This window comes from Pantoea sp. nfd-35, assembly GCF_056892255.1.
Genome location: NZ_CP122403.1, coordinates 4,245,852 through 4,266,099 on the forward strand (window position 1 = coordinate 4,245,852; position 20,248 = coordinate 4,266,099).

Below are 20,248 nucleotides of genomic sequence, written 5' to 3' on the forward strand. Positions count from 1 at the left end.
GCACCGATAGCCACAATTTTCAGCCCCCCAAATGTAGACCAGACTGGGGGCTGATGTGAAGCCTCCAGGCGCGCTAATTAAGGCCTGAAGTCACGTTTTCTCGCCTTATTGCTGAATTTTTATACCGATGTTACTAATTCCCGCCTCACGCAGGTCAGATCGCAGACCTTTTATCAATTCGAGGTCTCGCTCTTCACAATCCGCGAGCAGGCGAAAAATCTCCCATTGCAGGTCCCATTCGTCGATGACAGCCTGATTTTCTCGTAGCTCTTCATCGGTCATTTCGCGACCTTCGTGAGTCATTTCCAGGATGGCAACGGTGGTGATCGAGGTCTTGCTGACTTCAATCGCATGTTCAAGCGTTTCACCGCTTAACTGCGAATGCAGCACTTCACTCAATGCCACGCAGGCATCGATGGCCGGATAGACACCGTAAACCTCAAACGCATCGCCATCGGGAATCGCCGCTTCAAGCTTTTCCAGCTGGCTGTCAAAATTGATCTTCGCATCTTTAACCGTCAGCGTTTCCCAAATCAGATCCAGAATACGGCGGTAAAGTGCAGGATCGGCAAACTCGGTTTGCTGGCAAAAAGCCACGTAGTTGGGATACATGCGCTCGCACAGGCAAGCCATAAACGTCAGGTGTTGCCAGCTTTCCAGCTTTGCCAGACGCAGATGTACAGGGTTTTGTAACATACACAGAGCTCTTATTCGTTTCGCTGGCGGCAGTGTAACCCAAAAGCGCCATACAAACAGTGTTAAAGCGCGCTTTGCCAGCGCAGAAATGCGGGTCGGCGAGATGCCACAGCATCCGCCCAGCGCGTGGGCTCCGGTAAACGGTAGCCCTGTGTGCACTTTTCTACCCATTCCAGAGCGCTGTCCAGACTGACGCGGTGTCCGGTGGCAACAAACAGCGGGTTACAGCGTGCCTTGCTGCGCCATACCCAGCCAATTTGTTCTCCTTTATCCATCAACGGCTGCCGACTGCCGGGCGTTTCATCCAGCGCCTCAACGTGCCCGCACAGACGCTTTTTCGCAACACCGATAGTGGGAACATCCACCATCAACCCAAAATGCGACGCGACACCAAGCCGGCGCGGATGTGAGATACCATGACCATCGACAAATAGCAGATCGGGCTTCTGCTCCAGCATGTCCCAGGCCGCCAGCAGGGCCGGATACTCACGGAAAGAGAGAAAGCCCGGAATGTAAGGCATGGTGGTATCAATGCGCGCGATGCGATATTCCACCAGCTTCATGGACGGATATTCAAGAATAACCAGTGCCGCACGCGTCACTGCGCCTTCCTGCTCAAAACCGACGTCTGCGCCACCAATAAAGCGTGGCGGCAGCACGTCAAAATCATCCTGCCGTACGACTTCTGCGGCCCGTTGGCGTTGCTCCGCGCGAAGAGCGGCGATATCCATTATGACGCCGAATGATACTGGCGTGACAGACGGTGCACCGCCTCAACAAATACGCCGGCATGCTCGGGTGGAACATCCTGATGGATGCCGTGTCCCAGATTGAAAACGTGGCCTTCACCCTGGCCGAATCCTTCCAGAATCGTTGCCACTTCCTGCTCAATTCGCGCCGGGGGTGCATAGAGCATGGAAGGATCCATATTGCCCTGCAAAGCAACTTTGTGGCCGACACGGCGGCGGGCTTCACTGATATCGATAGTCCAGTCCAGACCTAGTGCATCACAGCCCGTTTCAGCAATGGCTTCCAGCCACTGACCACCATTCTTGGTAAACAAGGTGATGGGTACACGACGGCCTTCGTTCTCATGAAGCACGCTGTCGACAATTTTATGCATGTAGTAAAGCGAGAACTCACGATAGTCGTTCCCGGTTAACACGCCGCCCCAGGTGTCAAAGACCATCACCGACTGCGCACCGGCGCGGATCTGGGCATTAAGATAGAGGATGACACTGTCGGCCAGCTTATCCAGCATGGCGTGCAGCGTGGCAGGCTCGGCATACATCATTTTTTTGATCTTAGTGAAGGCTTTGCTGCTTCCCCCTTCAACCATATAGGTCGCCAGCGTCCAGGGGCTGCCTGAGAAGCCAATCAATGGTACTTCGCCGTTGAGGTTTTTACGGATGGTGCGTACCGCATTCATCACGTAACCCAGCTCCTGTTCAGGATCGGGCACCGGCAGGCGATCAACATCAGCACGGCAGGTAATCGGGTTGGAGAAGCACGGGCCTTCGCCTGTTTCGAAGTATAAACCCAGCCCCATCGCATCAGGGATGGTGAGAATATCACTGAAGAGGATCGCCGCATCCAGCTTAAAGCGACGCAGGGGTTGCAGGGTGACTTCGCAGGCCAGTTCGGCATTTTTGCACAGCGACATAAAATCGCCTGCCTGGGCGCGCGTCGCTTTATATTCCGGCAAATAACGCCCGGCTTGCCGCATCATCCATACGGGGGTGACATCTACAGGCTGGCGTAACAGGGCGCGCAAATAACGGTCGTTCTTCAGTTCACTCATCTCAGGACTCTCTCGGTATCAAGCGAGTAGTGTAGCACTCTCACGCCTCAGCGCGGCAGAGGGCCACCGTATCTTCAATTAATCGACGGGCGACGGTACCGGGCGGCGGCAGTAAAGGCAGCGCATCAAAGCGGAACCATCCGGCGTCCAGCAGCTCTTTGCCGTCATGTTGTAACTCGCCGCCATCATATTCCGCCATAAACGCCATCATCAGAGACTGCGGGAAAGGCCAGGGCTGCGAGGTAACATAGCGGACATTCTTCACACGCACGTTGCTCTCTTCCATTACCTCGCGCGCGACGGCCTGTTCAATGGTTTCGCCGACTTCGACGAAACCGGCCAGCACAGTGTAAATGTTATTACGCTGGCGCGCATGGTTAGCCAACAGGATCTCGTCCCCCCGGCGAATGGCGACGATAATGCAGGGCGCAATCTGTGGATAGTAGCGTTCACGGCAGTGGCTGCACAGGCAGGCAAATTCACGCTTGCTGGCGTGCATCTCATGGCCGCAGTAGCCACACCAGCGGTGAGAGCGATAAAATTCGGCCAGCTGTACACCGCGCCCTGCCAACTGAAACAGTCCCGGATCTTCGTTAAGTAACTGCCGCAAAGACAGCATATCCTCCGAACGTGTTTCGCAAATCAGCCAGACATTCTCCCCCTGCCATTCGCCAATTACGCGCCCCTGATGACCCGTCAGGCCAAAATGCTGCGCATTACCGTGAGGCAGGTCTCCTTGCGGTAACCAAATTTTTTGTTCACTGCTGACAATCCACCATCCAGCGTCTACGCTTGAAATTTCGCATTGCATTTATTTCGTCATCCTTAGCGTCAACCCGCACGCTGAAGTCCCGATGTTAAGTGTGTAGATGAACAACTATACCCAAATAATTCTGGTTGCAAGACGGCAACACGCTTATTTCTCCCCGGCAGGCTCGTGGAAAACAAGCGCACTTGACGCATCGCTAATCTGAAATATGAAGGTGCATAACTCATACGGAGTTAACTATGCTCAACCAGTTAGACGTTCTGACCAAACGCGTAGGTGGCAGTAATGAACTGGTCGATTCATGGCTGGCCGCTCGCCGCCAGTTACTGGTTTCTTATTACCATTTGGTCGGTATCAAGCCAAAGAAAGAGGCACTGACGCGTCTGGATGAACAGGCACTTGATAACTTTTGCCATAATCTGGTCGATTACCTTTCATCCGGCCACTTCAGCCTCTATCAACGCCTGATCGGAGAAATGGACGGTACCAGTCCGCTGTTGGCAGCAACGCAGATTTATCCCTCGCTGGAAGCCAACACCGAACAACTGATGAAGCTGTATGACGGACACCTGCAGCAGGCGATTGATGACGATAACTACGTCACCTTTCAGAATGCGCTATCGGAGGTCGGAGAAGCCCTGGAAGGACGCTTTACGCTTGAGGACAAACTCATCCAGATGGCATGGGATAATCACCTAACCCCGCCCGTGGCTAACGACAGCGAAATTGCCCGCCCCGCCTAAAACCTAATCGATTGTAAAAGACTTGTGATTAGCCAAAAGCCCCCTTATGCTGAGTGGGCTTTACGTTTAACGCCGAACGTAGTCGGTGTTTACGGTTGATACGTCATCTACGGGCGCTGTTCATGCTATCCCTTTTTCCGGGGTGAAGCCGATCGGGCGCCGTAGCGAAATCGTTGAAACCTCATCTTGTCGGAGTGCCTAAGGGCTGAGACCGTTAATTCGGGATCCGCGGAACCTGATCAGGTTAGAACCTGCGAAGGGAACAAGAGTAAATTTATACGGTACGCCACCGAATGGTGTCAGCAGTGCCGTTACTCCTTCCGAACTCCGGACAAGCAACCTTCCCTCTTACTGGAATATTGCTATGTCTACTGCTAAAACGACCCGTCGCGAACAACGTGCTCAGGCACAGGAATTCATTGACTCTCTTCAGGGCGGCAGCGCCTTCCCTAATTCAAAACGTATCTGGCTTACCGGCAGCCGCGATGATATCCGTGTCCCAATGCGGGAAATTCAACTCAGCCCTACCCTGACCAGCGGCAGTAAAGAAGCGCCGGTTTATGAGGAGAATGAGCCCGTTCCGGTTTACGATACGGCCGGTGCCTATGGCGATCCCGCCGCACAAATCGACGTGCATCGGGGGCTGGATAAACTGCGGGCGCGCTGGATTGAAGAGCGGAATGACAGCGAAAATCTGGTGCAAATCAGCTCTGCCTACACGCAACAGCGGCTGGCCGATGACGGCCTGGATCACTTGCGTTTTGAACACCTGCCCACACCACGCCGTGCGAAGGCAGGCCACTGCGTTACCCAGCTCCATTATGCTCGTCGGGGCATAATTACGCCGGAGATGGAGTTTATCGCGCTGCGGGAAAATATGGGCCGGGAACGCATCCGCGGCGAGGTGCTGCTGCAGCAGCATCCGGGGCACAGCTTTGGCGCCCATCTGCCAGAAAATATTACCCCTGAGTTTGTGCGTCAGGAAGTGGCTGCCGGGCGCGCTATTATTCCGGCAAATATTAACCATCCCGAATCCGAACCCATGATCATCGGGCGTAACTTTCTGGTGAAAGTGAATGCCAATATCGGCAACTCAGCCGTGACCTCCTCGATTGAAGAAGAGGTTGAAAAGCTGGTGTGGTCAACGCGTTGGGGCGCCGATACCGTCATGGATCTTTCCACCGGCCGCTATATCCACGAAACCCGTGAATGGATTTTGCGTAACAGCCCGGTGCCTATCGGTACGGTACCGATCTATCAGGCGCTTGAGAAAGTTAACGGTGTGGCAGAAGATCTGAACTGGGAAATTTTCCGCGACACATTGCTGGAACAGGCCGAGCAGGGTGTGGATTATTTTACGATTCATGCAGGCGTGCTGCTGCGCTACGTGCCCATGACCGCGAAGCGCCTGACTGGGATTGTCTCGCGTGGTGGTTCCATTATGGCGAAGTGGTGCCTGTCGCATCACAGAGAGAGCTTCCTGTATGAGCACTTCCGCGACATCTGTGAAATTTGTGCGGCCTACGACATCTCATTATCATTAGGTGACGGCCTGCGTCCGGGATCGATTCAGGATGCCAATGACGAAGCGCAGTTTGCGGAACTGCACACCTTAGGTGAGCTGACGAAAATTGCCTGGGAATACGACGTGCAGGTGATGATTGAGGGCCCCGGCCATATTCCCATGCAAATGATCCGTCGCAACATGACCGAACAACTGGAACATTGCCATGAAGCGCCGTTTTACACTCTGGGCCCCCTCACCACTGATATTGCTCCGGGTTACGATCACTTTACCTCCGGCATTGGTGCCGCGATGATTGGCTGGTTCGGCTGCGCCATGCTGTGCTACGTCACGCCCAAAGAGCATTTAGGTCTGCCAAACAAGGAAGATGTTAAACAGGGCTTAATCACGTACAAGATCGCCGCGCACGCAGCCGATCTGGCCAAGGGTCATCCGGGCGCGCAAATCCGCGACAATGCGATGTCCAAAGCACGTTTTGAGTTTCGCTGGGAAGACCAGTTTAATCTTGCACTGGATCCGCATACGGCCCGGGCTTACCACGATGAAACCCTGCCGCAGGAGTCCGGTAAGGTGGCCCACTTCTGCTCTATGTGCGGCCCCAAATTTTGCTCAATGAAAATTACCCAGGAAGTGCGTGACTACGCCGCAAGGCAGGAAGCCGAAGCCCAGGCGATTGAGGTGGGGATGGCGAAAATGTCTGATCATTTTCGTGAGCGCGGCGGTGAGCTGTATCACCCTGCGACCGCAATAAAGGAGGAATAAATGGACGCCTTTCCCGCAACCGCATCACGTCTGGGGCTCTATCCGGTCGTTGACAGCGTGGAATGGATAGAGCGCCTGCTGGAAGCCGGTGTGCGAACCCTTCAGCTTCGGATCAAGGATCAGCCGGACGAGGTGGTTGAACCCATGATTATTCGGGCTATCGCCGCAGGTAAGCGCTATCAGGCACGTCTGTTTATCAATGATTACTGGCAACTGGCGATTAAACATCAGGCCTATGGCGTCCATCTGGGTCAGGAAGATTTAGAGGTCGCTAACCTGCAGCAGATCCTGCACGCAGGCTTGCGGCTGGGACTTTCAACTCATGATGATGCAGAGCTGGATCGGGCGCTGGCACTGCGCCCTTCCTATGTGGCGCTGGGGCACATCTTCCCCACCCAGACGAAGGCCATGCCCTCTTCCCCTCAGGGCGTAGCTGAACTTAAGCGCCATTTGGCCCGGCTGCACGGCATCTCAACAGTCGCGATCGGAGGCATCAGTATTGATCGTGCGCCAGAGGTCCTGGCCACCGGGGTGGGCAGTATTGCGGTGGTGAGCGCGATTACTCAGGCAGAAGACTGGCAGGAGGCCACGCGTGTTCTGCTGCGGCTTGCCGAACCCGAAACGGCGTACTAACGCGCGTCAGCGCCCAGAAATACCTGCAGCCTGTGCAAAAGGCTGTTAAAGAGTGGAAAGCCGCGCACGGCAATGAGTATTACGGCTGGCGCGGTTTTTTTATGCTCAGTAAAGTCACAGGTGTCCGGCCGGAATGGCCGGACCAGGGCCAGTTCCCTCCTCTTTCTGGCCCTGCTCCTCAACCACAGGTAAAGAGGTATGTGCCCTTGGCCGATCGTGGACACATGCCGCTATCGCCTGCTCAACGGCGCTGCCCGTTATCGCCAGTGCCCGTTCAACTTTATCGCTGGCAGGCAAGGCATAGTTCAGGCGCAGGCAGTTGCGATATTTGCCCGAGGCGGAAAACAGCGAACCCACAGCAATCTGTATCCCGGACTTCCGCAGCGTATTGTTAAGTTGCACGGCGTCAAAGGCTTCTGGCAGTTCAATCCACATCAGAAATCCCCCCTGAGGCCGCGTGACGCAGATTCCACAGGGGAAATAGTGCCGAACCCAGCAAATAAAGGTTTCGTAGTTGTGTTGGTAAACCTGACGCATCCGCCGCAGATGGGTCTGGTAATGCCCCTGATGAATAAACTCTGCAACTGCGTGCTGAGGCTGAGTCGCAGTAGACCCGGTTCCGATGTATTTCATATGCAGAACCCGATCGCGGTAGCGCCCCGGCGCCACCCAGCCTACGCGCAGACCCGGCGCCAGCGTTTTTGAAAATGAACTGCATAACAATACGCGCCCGTCTTCATCCATCGATTTAATGGATGAAGGCCGTGGATACTCCCAGGCCAACTCGCCATAGACATCGTCTTCAATAATCGCGGCGTCAAAACGTTGCGCCAAGGCCAGCAGGGCGCGCTTGCGCTTCTCTGGCATGATGAAACCAAGTGGGTTATTACAGTTGGGCACCACAACGACGGCCTTAATCGGCCACTGATCAAAGGCCAGCTCCAGCGCCTCAAGACTGATGCCCGTTACCGCATCGGTGGGGATCTCAATGGCGCGAATGCCAAAACCGCGCAGCGTTTGCATGATGCCGTGAAACGATGGTGATTCCACGGCGATGATATCGCCTGGCTGGCAGACAGCGCGAACGGAAACAGACAGGGCTTCATGGCAACCCGTCGTAATGACAATATCTTCATGGCTGAGCTGACAGCCACTGTCAATCATCAGCCGGGCGATCTGCTCTCGCAGGCAGGTCACCCCATACAGATTATCGTAATTCAGCAGAGTGCTTTCCTGCTTCTGTGCCTGCCGACTAAACGCTTTCCAGAGCGGCTTCAGGGTAGACTGTGTGAGATCCGGCATGCCGCTGCCCAACTGCAATATGTCATCTTCCAGCCGGCTGTTAAGCAGATCAAAGACCGCATCCCACTGCGTGATTTCCACCGGGCGCTGTACCGGTCGGGTCAGTGCCGGAATGGGCGGCATCGCTTTATGCGGCGCGACATAATAGCCCGAACGGGACTGCGGGATGATCAACTGTTTCTGCTCCAGCAAATAATAGGCCTGTTGCACGGTGCTAATACTGACACCGTGTTCAGCACTCAGGCTGCGCACCGAGGGCAACCGTTCGCCGTTCCGATACAGCCCCTGCGCAATGCGCTTTTCCAGCAGCATGGCTAAATGTTGATAACGCGTCATTGTATGCCTTATGAAGTTTGATTGCCCCGCAAAGCGGTACAGATTAACGCTATTTCTACCATTCAGATGCGTCAACGCGCAATCTGTATGTTAAATATTTGTTCCTGGTGAGTCTGTATCGAACAGACGGTCTACGTGAAAATGTTTCTCAGATAAACAACGAGGGGCAGGATCATGGGATATGAAGAAAACCGCGCGGCTAAGCCATTTGTCATAAGACCGTTTCGGTTCTTGCGCATTGTCTGGGGGAGCATCCGACGCTGGCAATGCCAGCGGGAAACCCGCGCTATTTTGTCCAGGCTTAGCGATAGTCAGTTAAAAGACATTGGGTTAAATCGACGCGATATTCACTGATGGCTTAAAGATAAAAAAAAACCCTGCCAGAGCAGGGTTTTTTATCAGGCGTTTGACGATTACTCGTCGTTGTTACCGCCCAGACCAGCGTTCAGCAATTCAGCCAGGCTTGCAGAGGCTTCATCCGCAGTTACCTGCGGTGCAACCGGCACTTCGCCTGCCGCTTTGCGGCGCATACGATCCTGATGGTATGCATAACCGGTACCGGCAGGGATCAGACGTCCCACGATAACGTTCTCTTTCAGACCGCGCAGTTCGTCGCGCTTGCCTGCAACTGCCGCTTCGGTCAGGACACGCGTGGTTTCCTGGAACGATGCAGCAGAGATGAACGATTCGGTTGCCAGTGACGCTTTGGTAATACCCAGCAGGTCACGCATGAAGGTAGCGCCCACTTTTCCGTTCGCTTCAAGTTCACGGTTAGAGATCTTGATGCGAGAGAATTCAGCCTGCTCACCTTCCAGGAACTCGGTGCTTCCCGCGCTCATGATGGTTGCTTTACGCAGCATCTGACGAACGATGACTTCGATGTGCTTATCGTTAATCTTAACGCCTTGCAGACGGTAAACTTCCTGCACTTCGTTAGTGATGTAACGGGTAACCGCATGCACGCCACGCAAGCGCAGGATGTCATGTGGTGACTCTGGGCCATCGGAAACCACGTCACCGCGCTCAACACGTTCACCTTCGAACACGTTCAGCTGACGCCATTTCGGAATCATCTCTTCATACGGATCGCTACCATCCAGCGGAGTAATAACCAGACGACGTTTACCTTTGGTCTCTTTACCGAAGGAGATGATGCCGCTGATCTCCGCCAGGATTGCTGGCTCTTTCGGACGACGTGCTTCGAACAGGTCAGCAACGCGTGGCAGACCACCGGTAATATCCTTGGTACCGCCCGATTCCTGCGGAACACGCGCCAGGGTATCACCCGAGCTGATCTTCACGCCATCTTCAAGCTGTACAATCGCTTTACCTGGCAGGAAGTACTGAGCTGGCATATCGGTACCAGGGATCAGGACATCATTGCCGCTAGCATCAACGATTTTCAGGGCTGGACGCAGGTCTTTACCACCCGCAGTACGCTCAGCAGAATCCAGGACCACCAGCGATGACAGACCGGTCAGGTCGTCAGTCTGACGAGTAATGGTCTGACCATCGATCATATCCGTGAAGCGAATGAAACCGCCCACTTCAGTGATAACCGGCATGGTATGCGGATCCCAGTTTGCAACGGTTTCGCCCGCAGCAACCTGCTCACCATCACCTTTCGCCATGGTCGCACCGTAAGGAACTTTATAGCTCTCTTTAGTACGGCCAAATTCGTCGATCATTTTCAGTTCAACGTTACGCGAGGTGATCACCAGCTTGCCTGCCGAGTTAGTTACCGACTTGGCATTGGTCAGCTTGATGGTACCTTTGTTCTTCACCTGAATGCTGGATTCAGCAGCCGCACGTGATGCCGCACCACCGATGTGGAACGTACGCATCGTCAGCTGTGTACCCGGCTCACCGATGGACTGTGCCGCGATAACACCGATCGCTTCACCTTTGTTGATGATGTGACCACGTGCCAGGTCGCGACCATAGCAATGCGCACACACACCAAAGTCGGTTTCACAACCAACAACAGAACGCACTTTCACGCTGTCTACTGAGTTCAGTTCCAGCACGTCACACCAGTGCTCATCGAGCAGAGTGTTACGTGGAACCAGAATGTCAGCCGTACCAGGCTTCAGCACGTCTTCCGCAGTCACACGACCCAGAACACGCTCACGCAGCGGTTCTTTCACGTCGCCACCTTCGATGACCGGCGTCATCATGATGCCTTCGTGCGTGCCGCAGTCGTCTTCAGTCACAACCAGATCCTGTGCAACGTCAACCAGACGACGCGTCAGATAACCGGAGTTTGCTGTTTTCAGTGCGGTATCCGCCAGACCTTTACGTGCACCGTGCGTCGAGATGAGAGTACGTTCAGACCTTCACGGAAGTTTGCCGTAATCGGCGTCTCAATGATTGAGCCATCTGGCTTAGCCATCAGACCACGCATACCGGCCAGCTGACGAATCTGTGCAGCAGAACCACGCGCACCGGAGTCGGCCATCATAAAGATGCTGTTGAAGGAAACCTGGCGCTCTTCTTCACCATCGCGCGGTTAATCACGACTTCAGTAGAGAGGTTTTCCATCATCGCTTTAGCAACGCGTTCGTTGGCCGCAGCCCAGATATCGATCACTTTGTTATAGCGTTCGCCTGCCGTCACCAGACCAGACTGGAACTGCTCCTGGATTTCAGCCACTTCCGCTTCCGCTTCGGTGATGATTTCCACTTTCTTCTCTGGGATAACCATGTCGTCGATACCAACAGACGCACCTGAACGTGCCGCATAGGCGAAGCCGGTGTACATGGTCTGGTCAGCAAAGATAACCGTTGGTTTCAGGCCCAGGATGCGGTAACAGGTGTTCAGCATCTTGGAGATCGCTTTCTTGCCCAGCGCCTGGTTGACGATGGAGAAAGGCAGACCTTTAGGCACGATCATCCACAGGATGGCGCGACCAATCGTCGTGTCGATGATGCTGGTTTTAGAAACCCACTCATCCTGCTCGTTTTTCTCGTGCTCAGTGATACGCACTTTAACGCGAGCGTGCAGCGAAGCGAGGCCGGCGCGGTAAACGCGTTCAGCTTCTTTCGGACCGGTCAGTACCATGCCTTCGCCTTTGGCGTTAACACAGTCGCGGGTCATGTAATACAGACCCAGTACAACGTCCTGTGAAGGAACGATGATTGGCTCGCCGTTCGCAGGTGACAGGATGTTGTTGGTAGACATCATCAGCGCACGCGCTTCCAGCTGGGCTTCCAGCGTCAGCGGTACGTGAACAGCCATCTGGTCACCATCGAAGTCGGCGTTATAAGCCGCACAAACCAGCGGGTGCAGCTGGATAGCTTTACCTTCGATCAGGACGGGCTCAAATGCCTGGATACCCAAACGGTGCAGGGTTGGTGCACGGTTCAGCAGTACCGGGTGTTCGCGGATCACTTCGTCCAGGATATCCCACACGACAGCTTCTTCACGCTCAACCATTTTCTTAGCGGCTTTGATGGTGGTGGCCAGGCCACGCAGTTCCAGCTTGCCGTAGATGAACGGTTTGAACAGCTCCAGTGCCATTTTCTTCGGCAGACCGCACTGATGCAGACGCAGGTATGGACCTACGGTGATAACAGAACGACCAGAGTAGTCAACACGCTTACCGAGCAGGTTCTGACGGAAACGACCCTGCTTACCTTTGATCATATCGGCCAAAGATTTCAGAGGACGCTTGTTAGAACCGGTGATCGCACGACCGCGACGACCGTTATCCAGCAGGGCATCAACCGCTTCCTGCAGCATACGTTTTTCGTTACGCACGATGATATCTGGCGCAGCCAGATCCAGCAGGCGTTTCAGACGGTTGTTACGGTTGATCACGCGGCGGTACAGATCGTTCAGATCCGACGTAGCGAAACGACCACCATCCAGCGGTACCAGCGGACGCAGATCTGGCGGCAGAACCGGCAGAACGGTCAGGATCATCCACTCTGGCTTGTTACCAGACTGAACGAACGCTTCCAGCAGCTTAATACGCTTGGTCAGCTTTTTACGTTTGGTCTCGGAGTTAGTTTCGTTCAGCTCTTCACGCAGCTGTTCGCACTCTTGCTCAAGATCCATGTTTTTCAGCAGTGCCTGAATCGCTTCTGCACCCATTTTCGCGTCGAATTCGTCACCGAATTCTTCCAGCGCGTCCAGGTACTGCTCTTCAGTCAGAATCTGACGTTTCTCGAGGTTGGTCATGCCACCTTCGATAACGACATAAGATTCAAAATACAGCACGCGTTCGATGTCACGCAGCGGCATATCCAGCAGCAGGCCGATACGCGAAGGCAGTGACTTCAGGAACCAGATGTGTGCGGTTGGCGAAGCCAGCTCGATGTGGCCCATGCGCTCACGACGCACTTTAGTCTGGGTCACTTCAACGCCGCACTTCTCGCAGATCACACCACGGTGTTTCAGACGCTTGTACTTACCACACAGGCATTCGTAATCTTTTACCGGCCCAAAAATACGGGCACAGAACAGACCATCGCGCTCTGGCTTGAAGGTACGATAGTTAATGGTTTCCGGCTTTTTCACTTCACCGAAAGACCAGGAACGGATCATGTCTGGCGACGCCAGCGCAATTTTGATCGCATCAAACTCTTCGGTTTTAGTTTGCGCTTTCAGAAACTTAAGTAAGTCTTTCACGGATTTGCTCCCGTCGGAGTGAGACTCAGGGGCGTCCAACCGAAATTGAACGCCCCATAACCAGTACAAATGCGAGCGCGTTAACCCTGCGCTTCCAGGCCAGGCCTGTTACTGAGGGTTACTCGTCTTCCAGCTCGATGTTGATACCCAGCGAGCGAATCTCTTTCAAAAGTACGTTGAACGATTCTGGCATGCCAGGTTCCATCTGATGGTTGCCATCCACGATGTTCTTATACATCTTGGTACGGCCGTTGACGTCATCAGACTTAACGGTAAGCATTTCCTGAAGGGTATACGCAGCACCGTAAGCTTCCAGCGCCCATACTTCCATCTCACCGAAGCGCTGACCACCGAACTGTGCCTTACCACCCAGCGGCTGCTGAGTAACGAGGCTATAGGAACCGGTAGAACGTGCGTGCATCTTGTCATCAACCAGGTGGTTGAGTTTCAGCATGTACATATAGCCTACGGTTACCTGACGTTCGAACTGCTCACCAGTACGGCCATCAAACAGGGTAATCTGACCGGAAGAAGGCAGACCGCCGAGCTCTAACAGCTCTTTGATTTCGCTCTCTTTCGCACCATCAAACACCGGCGTGGCAATTGGCATACCTTTTTTCAGGTTCTCAGCCAGGCGCAGAACTTCGTCATCAGTAAAGGTGTTCAGGTCAACTTTCTGACGCACATCGGTGCCCAGATCGTAAGCACGCTGGATGAATTCGCGCAGCTTGGCGACTTCTTCCTGCTTTTTCAGCATCGCGTTGATCTTCTCGCCGATACCTTTCGCTGCCATCCCCAGGTGAGTCTCAAGGATCTGACCGATGTTCATACGCGAAGGTACGCCCAGCGGGTTCAGTACGATATCGACCGGCGTACCGTTCTCATCGTAAGGCATGTCTTCGATTGGGTTGATCTTAGAGATAACACCTTTGTTACCGTGACGACCTGCCATTTTATCACCAGGCTGAATCTGACGTTTAACAGCCAGATAAACCTTAACGATTTTCAGCACGCCAGGTGCCAGATCATCGCCTTGGGTGATTTTACGACGCTTACCTTCGAGTTTTTTCTCAAACTCGTGCTTCAGTTCGTCGTACTGCTCTGCCAGCTGCTCCAGCTGGTTTTGCTTGGCTTCGTCAGTCAGACCCAGCTCCAGCCAACGCTCACGCGGCAGCTTGTCCAGTTTGTCTGCTTCAACGCCACCGGAAATCAGGACAGACTGGATACGGCTAAACAGGCCCGCTTCCAGGATCTGCAGCTCTTCAGACAGGTCTTTCTTGGCCTGCTTCAGCTGCATTTCTTCGATTTCCAGCGCACGCTTGTCTTTTTCCACGCCATCGCGGGTGAAGACCTGAACGTCGATAACGGTACCGGAAACACCGTTCGGTACACGCAGAGAAGAGTCTTTAACGTCAGACGCTTTCTCACCGAAGATCGCACGCAGCAGCTTCTCTTCTGGCGTCAGCTGGGTTTCGCCTTTTGGCGTCACCTTACCAACCAGAATGTCACCGCCGGTCACTTCAGCACCGATATAAACGATACCGGACTCATCCAGTTTAGAGAGTGCAGCTTCGCCCACGTTCGGGATGTCAGCCGTGATCTCTTCTGGCCCCAGCTTGGTGTCACGAGACACACAGGCCAGTTCCTGAATGTGGATGGTGGTGAAGCGATCTTCCTGCACTACGCGCTCGGAGACTAAAATGGAGTCTTCGAAGTTGTAACCATTCCACGGCATGAACGCGACGCGCATGTTCTGACCCAGCGCCAGCTCACCGAGATCGGTAGACGGGCCGTCAGCCAGCACATCACCACGTTCAACGGGCTCACCCAGAGAGACACACGGCATCTGATTGATACAGGTGTTCTGGTTAGAACGGGTGTATTTGGTCAGGTTGTAGATGTCGATACCCGCTTCGCCCGGGTACATCTCGTCTTCGTTAACTTTAATAACGATACGTGATGCATCAACGTACTGAACGGTACCACCACGTTTCGCAACAGCGGTAACACCGGAGTCAACGGCTACAGCGCGCTCCATACCGGTACCTACCAGCGGCTTATCAGCACGCAGAGTAGGAACGGCCTGACGTTGCATGTTCGCACCCATCAGGGCGCGGTTAGCATCATCGTGTTCCAGGAACGGAATCAGTGACGCACCGACAGAAACCACCTGCTGGGTGGAAACGTCCATGTAGTCAACCTGATCGCGGCTGAACAGACTTGATTCGCCTTTGCTACGGCAGGTGACCAGGTCATCAACGAACGCACCTTCTTCTGACAGATTGGTGTTCGCCTGCGCGATAACGTAGTTACCTTCTTCGATTGCAGAAAGGTAATGAATTTCATCGGAAACCACACCGTCAATAACGCGACGATAAGGGGTTTCCAAGAAACCGTACTCGTTCGTCTGCGCGTACACAGACAAGGAGTTGATCAGACCGATGTTCGGACCTTCAGGGGTTTCGATTGGGCAGACACGACCGTAGTGCGTTGGGTGTACGTCACGCACTTCGAAGCCGGCACGCTCACGGGTTAAACCGCCCGGGCCGAGAGCAGAGATACGACGCTTGTGCGTAATCTCTGACAAGGGGTTGTTCTGATCCATAAACTGAGACAGCTGGCTGGAACCAAAGAACTCTTTCACCGCCGCCGAAATTGGCTTGGCGTTGATCATGTCCTGTGGCATCAGCGTATCGAGGTCGCCCAGAGAAAGACGCTCTTTCACTGCACGCTCAACACGGACCAGACCGACGCGGAACTGGTTTTCAGCCATTTCACCGACTGAACGAATACGACGGTTACCGAGGTGGTCGATATCGTCCACTTCGCCTTTACCGTTACGGATGTCGATCAGTTTTTTCATCACTTCGATGATGTCTTCTTTGCTCAGGATACCTGAACCTTCGATCTCATCACGCAGCAATGAACGGTTGAACTTCATGCGGCCGACTGCAGAAAGATCGTAACGATCTTCAGAGAAGAACAGGTTCTCAAACAGGTTCTCTGCAGCTTCACGCGTTGGCGGCTCACCAGGACGCATCATGCGGTAGATCTCAACCAGCGCGCTCAGGCGATCGTTGGTTGGGTCAACGCGCAGCGTCTCGGAGATGTATGGGCCGTGATCCAAATCGTTGGTGAACAGCGTTTCAATGCGCTTGTGACCCGACTGGCTCAGCTTCGCCAGCAGATCCAGCGACAGTTCCATGTTGGCCGCAACGATCAGCTCACCGGTATTCTCATCGATGTAGTCTTTAGAGACCACTTTGCCCGCGATGTATTCCACAGGGACTTCGATGTGTTGGATACCGTCTTTTTCCAGCTGACGAATATGACGCGCAGTGATGCGACGCCCTTTCTCAACGTAGACCGTGCCATTCGATTCGATATCGAAGGTCGCGGTTTCACCGCGCAGGCGCTCTGGCACCAGTTCCATCTGCAGCTTGTTGTCACGAATTTCGTACACCACTTTCTCGAAGAACACGTCGAGAATTTGAGCAGTGGTGTAATGCAGTGCGCGCAGAATGATACTGGCCGGCAGCTTACGACGACGGTCAATACGGACGAAAAGGTTGTCTTTCGGGTCAAACTCGAAGTCGAGCCATGAACCACGGTAAGGGATGATACGTGCGTTATACAGCACTTTACCCGAGGAGTGGGTTTTACCCTTATCGCTGTCAAAGAACACGCCAGGACTACGATGCAGCTGAGAAACGATAACACGTTCAGTACCGTTGATAACAAAGGTACCGTTGTCAGTCATGAGTGGAATTTCACCCATGTAGACTTCTTGTTCTTTAATGTCTTTTACTGTGCCTTCTGGCGCTTCGCGCTCATAGATCACCAGACGCAGTTTCACGCGCAGCGGTGCCGAGTAGGTCACGCCACGGATCTGACACTCTTTCACGTCAAAGACAGGTTCACCTAAGCGATAGCTGACATACTGCAACTCAGAGTTGCCGCTGTAGCTCGCAATAGGGAATACAGAGCGGAATGCAGCTTCCAGTCCGTACTGACCTTCTGGATCTTGCTCGATAAACTTCTGAAACGAATCAAGCTGGATGGAAAGGAGATAAGGTATGTCCAAAACTTGCGGACGTTTACCAAAATCCTTACGAATACGTTTTTTCTCGGTATAGGAGTAAACCATAGGGTTCCTCAGCTAGCTGACAAGTCGACCCACGCTGTCCGTCCTGACAGGACAGTTCATGCAACACGATTTTGTTTGATTCACCTACTGCTCTGCAGTACGTGCAATACCTCTTTCTATCACGCTTAAATCATTTCATTGCTTCAGCGTGGGCAGGGAACCCGCACGGGAAAGCAGTATATTAAGTCGTCGATAGAGAAAGATATTGATGAGCAACAATGGACAAACAGTGCGAAACCCCATTGAGGCCCTGGAGCGCAAAAAGGCTGGTGACCAAAAAGTCACCAGCCATCAGTCTGAAACTACTCAGACTGCAACCCGAGGGTTGTCTTACTTAACTTCAACTTCAGCGCCAGCTTCTTTCAGAGCAGCTTCAAGTGCAGCTGCGTCATCTTTGCTGATGCCTTCTTTGATAACGCCAGTTGCTTCAACCAGATCTTTGGCTTCTTTCAGGCCCAGACCAGTTGCGGTACGTACGGCTTTGATTACTGCAACTTTGTTCGCGCCAACAGCTTTCAGAACGACGTCGAATTCAGTTTTCTCTTCAACAGCTTCAGCTGGGCCAGCAGCAACAGCTACAGCAGCAGCAGCAGAAACGCCGAATTTTTCTTCCATAGCAGAAACCAGCTCAACTACTTCCATTACGGACATAGCGGCAACGGCTTCCAGAATTTGGTCTTTAGTAATAGACATAACAATTGTTCCTAAGAATCAGAAAAAGTTTATACGTTAGCAAGTGCGAAGAAAAGAGAGGCCTTAAGCCGCTTCTTTTGCATCGCGAACAGCAGCCAGAGTGCGAACCAGTTTGCCGGCAGCGGCTTCTTTCATGGTCGACATCAGACGTGCCAGTGCTTCTTCGTAGGTCGGCAGAGTTGCCAGACGGTCAATATTGGCCGCCGTGATCAGCTCACCTTCAAAGGCTGCAGCTTTGACCTCGAATTTTGCATTCGCTTTCGCGAAATCTTTGAACAGACGAGCAGCAGCGCCCGGGTGTTCCATAGAATATGCAATCAGGGTCGGACCAACAAACGTGTCTTTCAGGCACTCGAACTGAGTACCTTCAACGACGCGGCGCAGCAGGGTGTTACGAACAACACGCATGTAAACGCCAGCTTCACGACCTGCTTTACGCAGTTCGGTCATTTTATCAACGGTAACGCCACGAGAATCCGCAACAACCGCTGAAAGCGCACCTTTGGCTACTTCGCTGACTTCAGCAACAATCGCTTGTTTGTCTTGAAGATTTAATGCCATTAGCTTTAGCTCCTGGATTTGACCGGGGAAGGATTTCCCCGGAACTCACTTCACTTACTCACCCGAAGGGAAATAAGCGCTAATACACGGTGAGCAGAATCCAGATAAGAAAAAATCTTTTGGTTCTGTCACCGTCTACGCAGGGGATTAAGCATTACATCCGAGGATGTTCCGCTCCTGCGGTCTTGGACGGAGGCCAGGATAAGGCCTGGCTCCAACCTAAAATTTGGGTCGTGTGTTGTCACTCAAACCGCATTGCGCTGGCTGTCTTTGCCCTCACCCGCCGCACAGTTCACTGTGCTTCAGGTCGCTGACTCGGCCACCGTCTTACCACGTTCTGAATAACCCACATCGACGTCTGCATTAATGCAGAACAACGGGCGTAAGATTCTAGGTGAATTTTTCGCCCGTTTCAAGTAGCAATTAGTTTGCTACGGCAGTCAGACCCGCCTGGTCAACGGCAACGCCGGCGCCCATGGTGGTAGAGATGCTAACTTTCTTGATGTACACGCCTTTCGCCTGTGCAGGTTTTGCTTTTTTCAGCGCAACCAGCAGAGATTCCAGGTTTTCTTTCAGTTTGTCAGCATCGAAGTCCACTTTACCGATGGTAGTGTGGATGATGCCGTTTTTGTCGTTACGATAACGAACCTGACCTGCTTTAGCGTTCTTAACCGCTTCAGCAACGTTAGGCGTTACAGTACCGACTTTCGGGTTTGGCATCAGGCCACGTGGACCCAGAACCTGGCCTAACTGGCCAACAACGCGCATTGCATCCGGAGAAGCAATAACAACGTCAAAGTTCATTTCGCCTTTCTTGATCTGATCGGCCAAGTCTTCCATACCTACCAGCTCAGCGCCAGCTGCTTTAGCAGCTTCAGCGTTTGCGCCCTGGGTGAAGACAGCTACACGTACTGAACGACCAGTACCGTGTGGCAGAACGGTCGCGCCGCGGACGTTCTGATCAGATTTACGTGCATCAATGCCGAGGTTAACAGCAACGTCAACGCTTTCGACGAACTTGGCAGTAGCCAGTTCTTTCAGTAAAGCGATTGCTTCAGCAATATCGTACTGCTTGGTCGCGTCAACTTTGTCGCGAATTACGCTCATGCGCTTGGTCAGCTTAGCCATTTCTTAGTCCTCTACAACCAGGCCCATGGAACGAGCAGTACCTTCGATTGAGCGAGTCATCGCTTCAACGTCAGAACCAGTCATGTCCGCAGCTTTAGTTTCTGCGATTTCACGTACCTGAGCACGAGTCACTTTACCGACTTTATCTTTGTTCGGCTTACCAGAACCAGACTTGATGCCTGCTGCTTTTTTCAGCAGAACGGCAGCCGGAGGCGTTTTGGTAATAAAGGTAAAAGAACGGTCGCTGTATACGGTGATAACAACTGGAGTCGGCAGACCTTTTTCCAGTGATTCTGTTTTGGCGTTAAACGCTTTACAGAATTCCATGATGTTAACACCCTGCTGACCCAGAGCTGGACCAACCGGTGGACTTGGGTTCGCCATACCAGCTGCAACCTGCAGCTTGACGTAGGCTTGTACTTTCTTAGCCATGATAATTCCTCAATTGGGTTATAGCGCCTGTAAAAGGCTCCCCGTGGTAACGATTTACACGCTGTTGCCAGCGCATAAAAACAAAAGG

General features: G+C 53.3%; 14 protein-coding genes, 1 pseudogene and 1 riboswitch. Of the genes and pseudogenes, 4 read left to right on the forward strand and 11 right to left on the reverse strand.

Translation table 11 applies throughout. From position 1 onward, the window contains the following. Positions 1 to 105: 105 nt before the first annotated feature. The 4 genes from P9J57_RS19615 to nudC form a co-directional block, all read right to left on the reverse strand. Positions 106 to 696 carry a YjaG family protein gene (locus P9J57_RS19615; RefSeq protein WP_013024125.1) on the reverse strand — a complete coding sequence of 197 codons (591 nt, stop codon included), beginning with the start codon at positions 694 to 696 and terminating at the stop codon, positions 106 to 108. Between the two features lie 62 nt (positions 697 to 758). Beyond that, the gene (gene nfi, locus P9J57_RS19620; RefSeq protein WP_014595037.1) at positions 759 to 1,427 is read right to left on the reverse strand and encodes a deoxyribonuclease V; all 669 of its coding nucleotides are present in this window, start codon (positions 1,425 to 1,427) and stop codon (positions 759 to 761) included. Continuing rightward, positions 1,427 to 2,497, reverse strand: coding sequence for a uroporphyrinogen decarboxylase (gene hemE, locus P9J57_RS19625; RefSeq protein ID WP_013024123.1), 1,071 nt, complete (start codon positions 2,495 to 2,497; stop codon positions 1,427 to 1,429). The genes nfi and hemE overlap by 1 nt, the downstream gene beginning before the upstream one ends. Before the next feature lie 40 nt (positions 2,498 to 2,537). Next, positions 2,538 to 3,308: an NAD(+) diphosphatase gene (nudC, locus tag P9J57_RS19630; RefSeq protein WP_013024122.1), complete on the reverse strand. Its 771-nt coding sequence runs from the start codon at positions 3,306 to 3,308 to the stop codon at positions 2,538 to 2,540. A 197-nt stretch (positions 3,309 to 3,505) separates the two neighbouring features. Here nudC and P9J57_RS19635 point away from each other — a divergent pair, with 197 nt between their 5' ends. From P9J57_RS19635 to thiE, 3 genes are all read left to right on the forward strand, one after another. After that, positions 3,506 to 4,009, forward strand: coding sequence for an Rsd/AlgQ family anti-sigma factor (locus tag P9J57_RS19635; protein WP_013024121.1), 504 nt, complete (start codon positions 3,506 to 3,508; stop codon positions 4,007 to 4,009). 180 nt (positions 4,010 to 4,189) lie between these two features. Continuing rightward, positions 4,190 to 4,288, forward strand: a riboswitch (TPP riboswitch). 85 nt (positions 4,289 to 4,373) lie between these two features. Further along, a complete protein-coding gene (gene thiC / locus P9J57_RS19640; RefSeq protein ID WP_013024120.1) occupies positions 4,374 to 6,296 on the forward strand; it encodes a phosphomethylpyrimidine synthase ThiC in 1,923 nt (640 codons plus the stop codon). Then, positions 6,297 to 6,929 carry a thiamine phosphate synthase gene (thiE, locus tag P9J57_RS19645; RefSeq protein WP_013024119.1) on the forward strand — a complete coding sequence of 211 codons (633 nt, stop codon included), beginning with the start codon at positions 6,297 to 6,299 and terminating at the stop codon, positions 6,927 to 6,929. 114 nt (positions 6,930 to 7,043) lie between these two features. On the opposite strand, the gene P9J57_RS19650 is transcribed toward thiE, so the two are convergent. Beyond that, entirely contained in the window at positions 7,044 to 8,567 is a 1,524-nt protein-coding gene (locus P9J57_RS19650) for an aminotransferase-like domain-containing protein (protein ID WP_207806460.1), read from the reverse strand. A gap of 174 nt (positions 8,568 to 8,741) precedes the next feature. Here P9J57_RS19650 and P9J57_RS19655 point away from each other — a divergent pair, with 174 nt between their 5' ends. Then, positions 8,742 to 8,921: a DUF1127 domain-containing protein gene (locus P9J57_RS19655; protein ID WP_014606965.1), complete on the forward strand. Its 180-nt coding sequence runs from the start codon at positions 8,742 to 8,744 to the stop codon at positions 8,919 to 8,921. Positions 8,922 to 8,980: 59 nt separating this feature from the next. On the opposite strand, the pseudogene rpoC reads toward P9J57_RS19655, so the two are convergent. From rpoC to rplK, 6 genes and pseudogenes are all read right to left on the reverse strand, one after another. Continuing rightward, positions 8,981 to 13,199: pseudogene (rpoC, locus tag P9J57_RS19660) on the reverse strand (DNA-directed RNA polymerase subunit beta'). 118 nt (positions 13,200 to 13,317) lie between these two features. Then, a complete protein-coding gene (gene rpoB, locus P9J57_RS19665; protein WP_013024116.1) occupies positions 13,318 to 17,346 on the reverse strand; it encodes a DNA-directed RNA polymerase subunit beta in 4,029 nt (1,342 codons plus the stop codon). Positions 17,347 to 17,676: 330 nt separating this feature from the next. Next, positions 17,677 to 18,039: a 50S ribosomal protein L7/L12 gene (gene rplL / locus P9J57_RS19670; RefSeq protein ID WP_009092660.1), complete on the reverse strand. Its 363-nt coding sequence runs from the start codon at positions 18,037 to 18,039 to the stop codon at positions 17,677 to 17,679. A gap of 63 nt (positions 18,040 to 18,102) precedes the next feature. After that, positions 18,103 to 18,600 carry a 50S ribosomal protein L10 gene (gene rplJ, locus P9J57_RS19675; RefSeq protein WP_003848098.1) on the reverse strand — a complete coding sequence of 166 codons (498 nt, stop codon included), beginning with the start codon at positions 18,598 to 18,600 and terminating at the stop codon, positions 18,103 to 18,105. Between the two features lie 423 nt (positions 18,601 to 19,023). Further along, entirely contained in the window at positions 19,024 to 19,728 is a 705-nt protein-coding gene (gene rplA, locus P9J57_RS19680; RefSeq protein WP_013024115.1) for a 50S ribosomal protein L1, read from the reverse strand. A gap of 3 nt (positions 19,729 to 19,731) precedes the next feature. Further along, on the reverse strand, positions 19,732 to 20,160 hold the full coding sequence (gene rplK, locus P9J57_RS19685) for a 50S ribosomal protein L11 (protein ID WP_006121495.1): 429 nt from the start codon (positions 20,158 to 20,160) through the stop codon (positions 19,732 to 19,734). Positions 20,161 to 20,248: the final 88 nt, after the last annotated feature.

What these genes read in the sequence shown, in the direction of transcription:
- rplL (WP_009092660.1), bottom strand. Translation starts at nt 18,039, where the DNA reads ATGTCTATTACTAAAGACCAAATTCTGGAAGCCGTTGCCGCTATGTCC.
- rplK (WP_006121495.1), bottom strand. Translation starts at nt 20,160, where the DNA reads ATGGCTAAGAAAGTACAAGCCTACGTCAAGCTGCAGGTTGCAGCTGGT.
- rplJ (WP_003848098.1), bottom strand. Translation starts at nt 18,600, where the DNA reads ATGGCATTAAATCTTCAAGACAAACAAGCGATTGTTGCTGAAGTCAGC.
- thiC (WP_013024120.1), top strand. Translation starts at nt 4,374, where the DNA reads ATGTCTACTGCTAAAACGACCCGTCGCGAACAACGTGCTCAGGCACAG.
- hemE (WP_013024123.1), bottom strand. Translation starts at nt 2,497, where the DNA reads ATGAGTGAACTGAAGAACGACCGTTATTTGCGCGCCCTGTTACGCCAG.
- P9J57_RS19650 (WP_207806460.1), bottom strand. Translation starts at nt 8,567, where the DNA reads ATGACGCGTTATCAACATTTAGCCATGCTGCTGGAAAAGCGCATTGCG.
- nudC (WP_013024122.1), bottom strand. Translation starts at nt 3,308, where the DNA reads ATGCAATGCGAAATTTCAAGCGTAGACGCTGGATGGTGGATTGTCAGC.
- thiE (WP_013024119.1), top strand. Translation starts at nt 6,297, where the DNA reads ATGGACGCCTTTCCCGCAACCGCATCACGTCTGGGGCTCTATCCGGTC.
- nfi (WP_014595037.1), bottom strand. Translation starts at nt 1,427, where the DNA reads ATGGATATCGCCGCTCTTCGCGCGGAGCAACGCCAACGGGCCGCAGAA.
- P9J57_RS19655 (WP_014606965.1), top strand. Translation starts at nt 8,742, where the DNA reads ATGGGATATGAAGAAAACCGCGCGGCTAAGCCATTTGTCATAAGACCG.
- P9J57_RS19635 (WP_013024121.1), top strand. Translation starts at nt 3,506, where the DNA reads ATGCTCAACCAGTTAGACGTTCTGACCAAACGCGTAGGTGGCAGTAAT.
- rpoB (WP_013024116.1), bottom strand. Translation starts at nt 17,346, where the DNA reads ATGGTTTACTCCTATACCGAGAAAAAACGTATTCGTAAGGATTTTGGT.
- P9J57_RS19615 (WP_013024125.1), bottom strand. Translation starts at nt 696, where the DNA reads ATGTTACAAAACCCTGTACATCTGCGTCTGGCAAAGCTGGAAAGCTGG.
- rplA (WP_013024115.1), bottom strand. Translation starts at nt 19,728, where the DNA reads ATGGCTAAGCTGACCAAGCGCATGAGCGTAATTCGCGACAAAGTTGAC.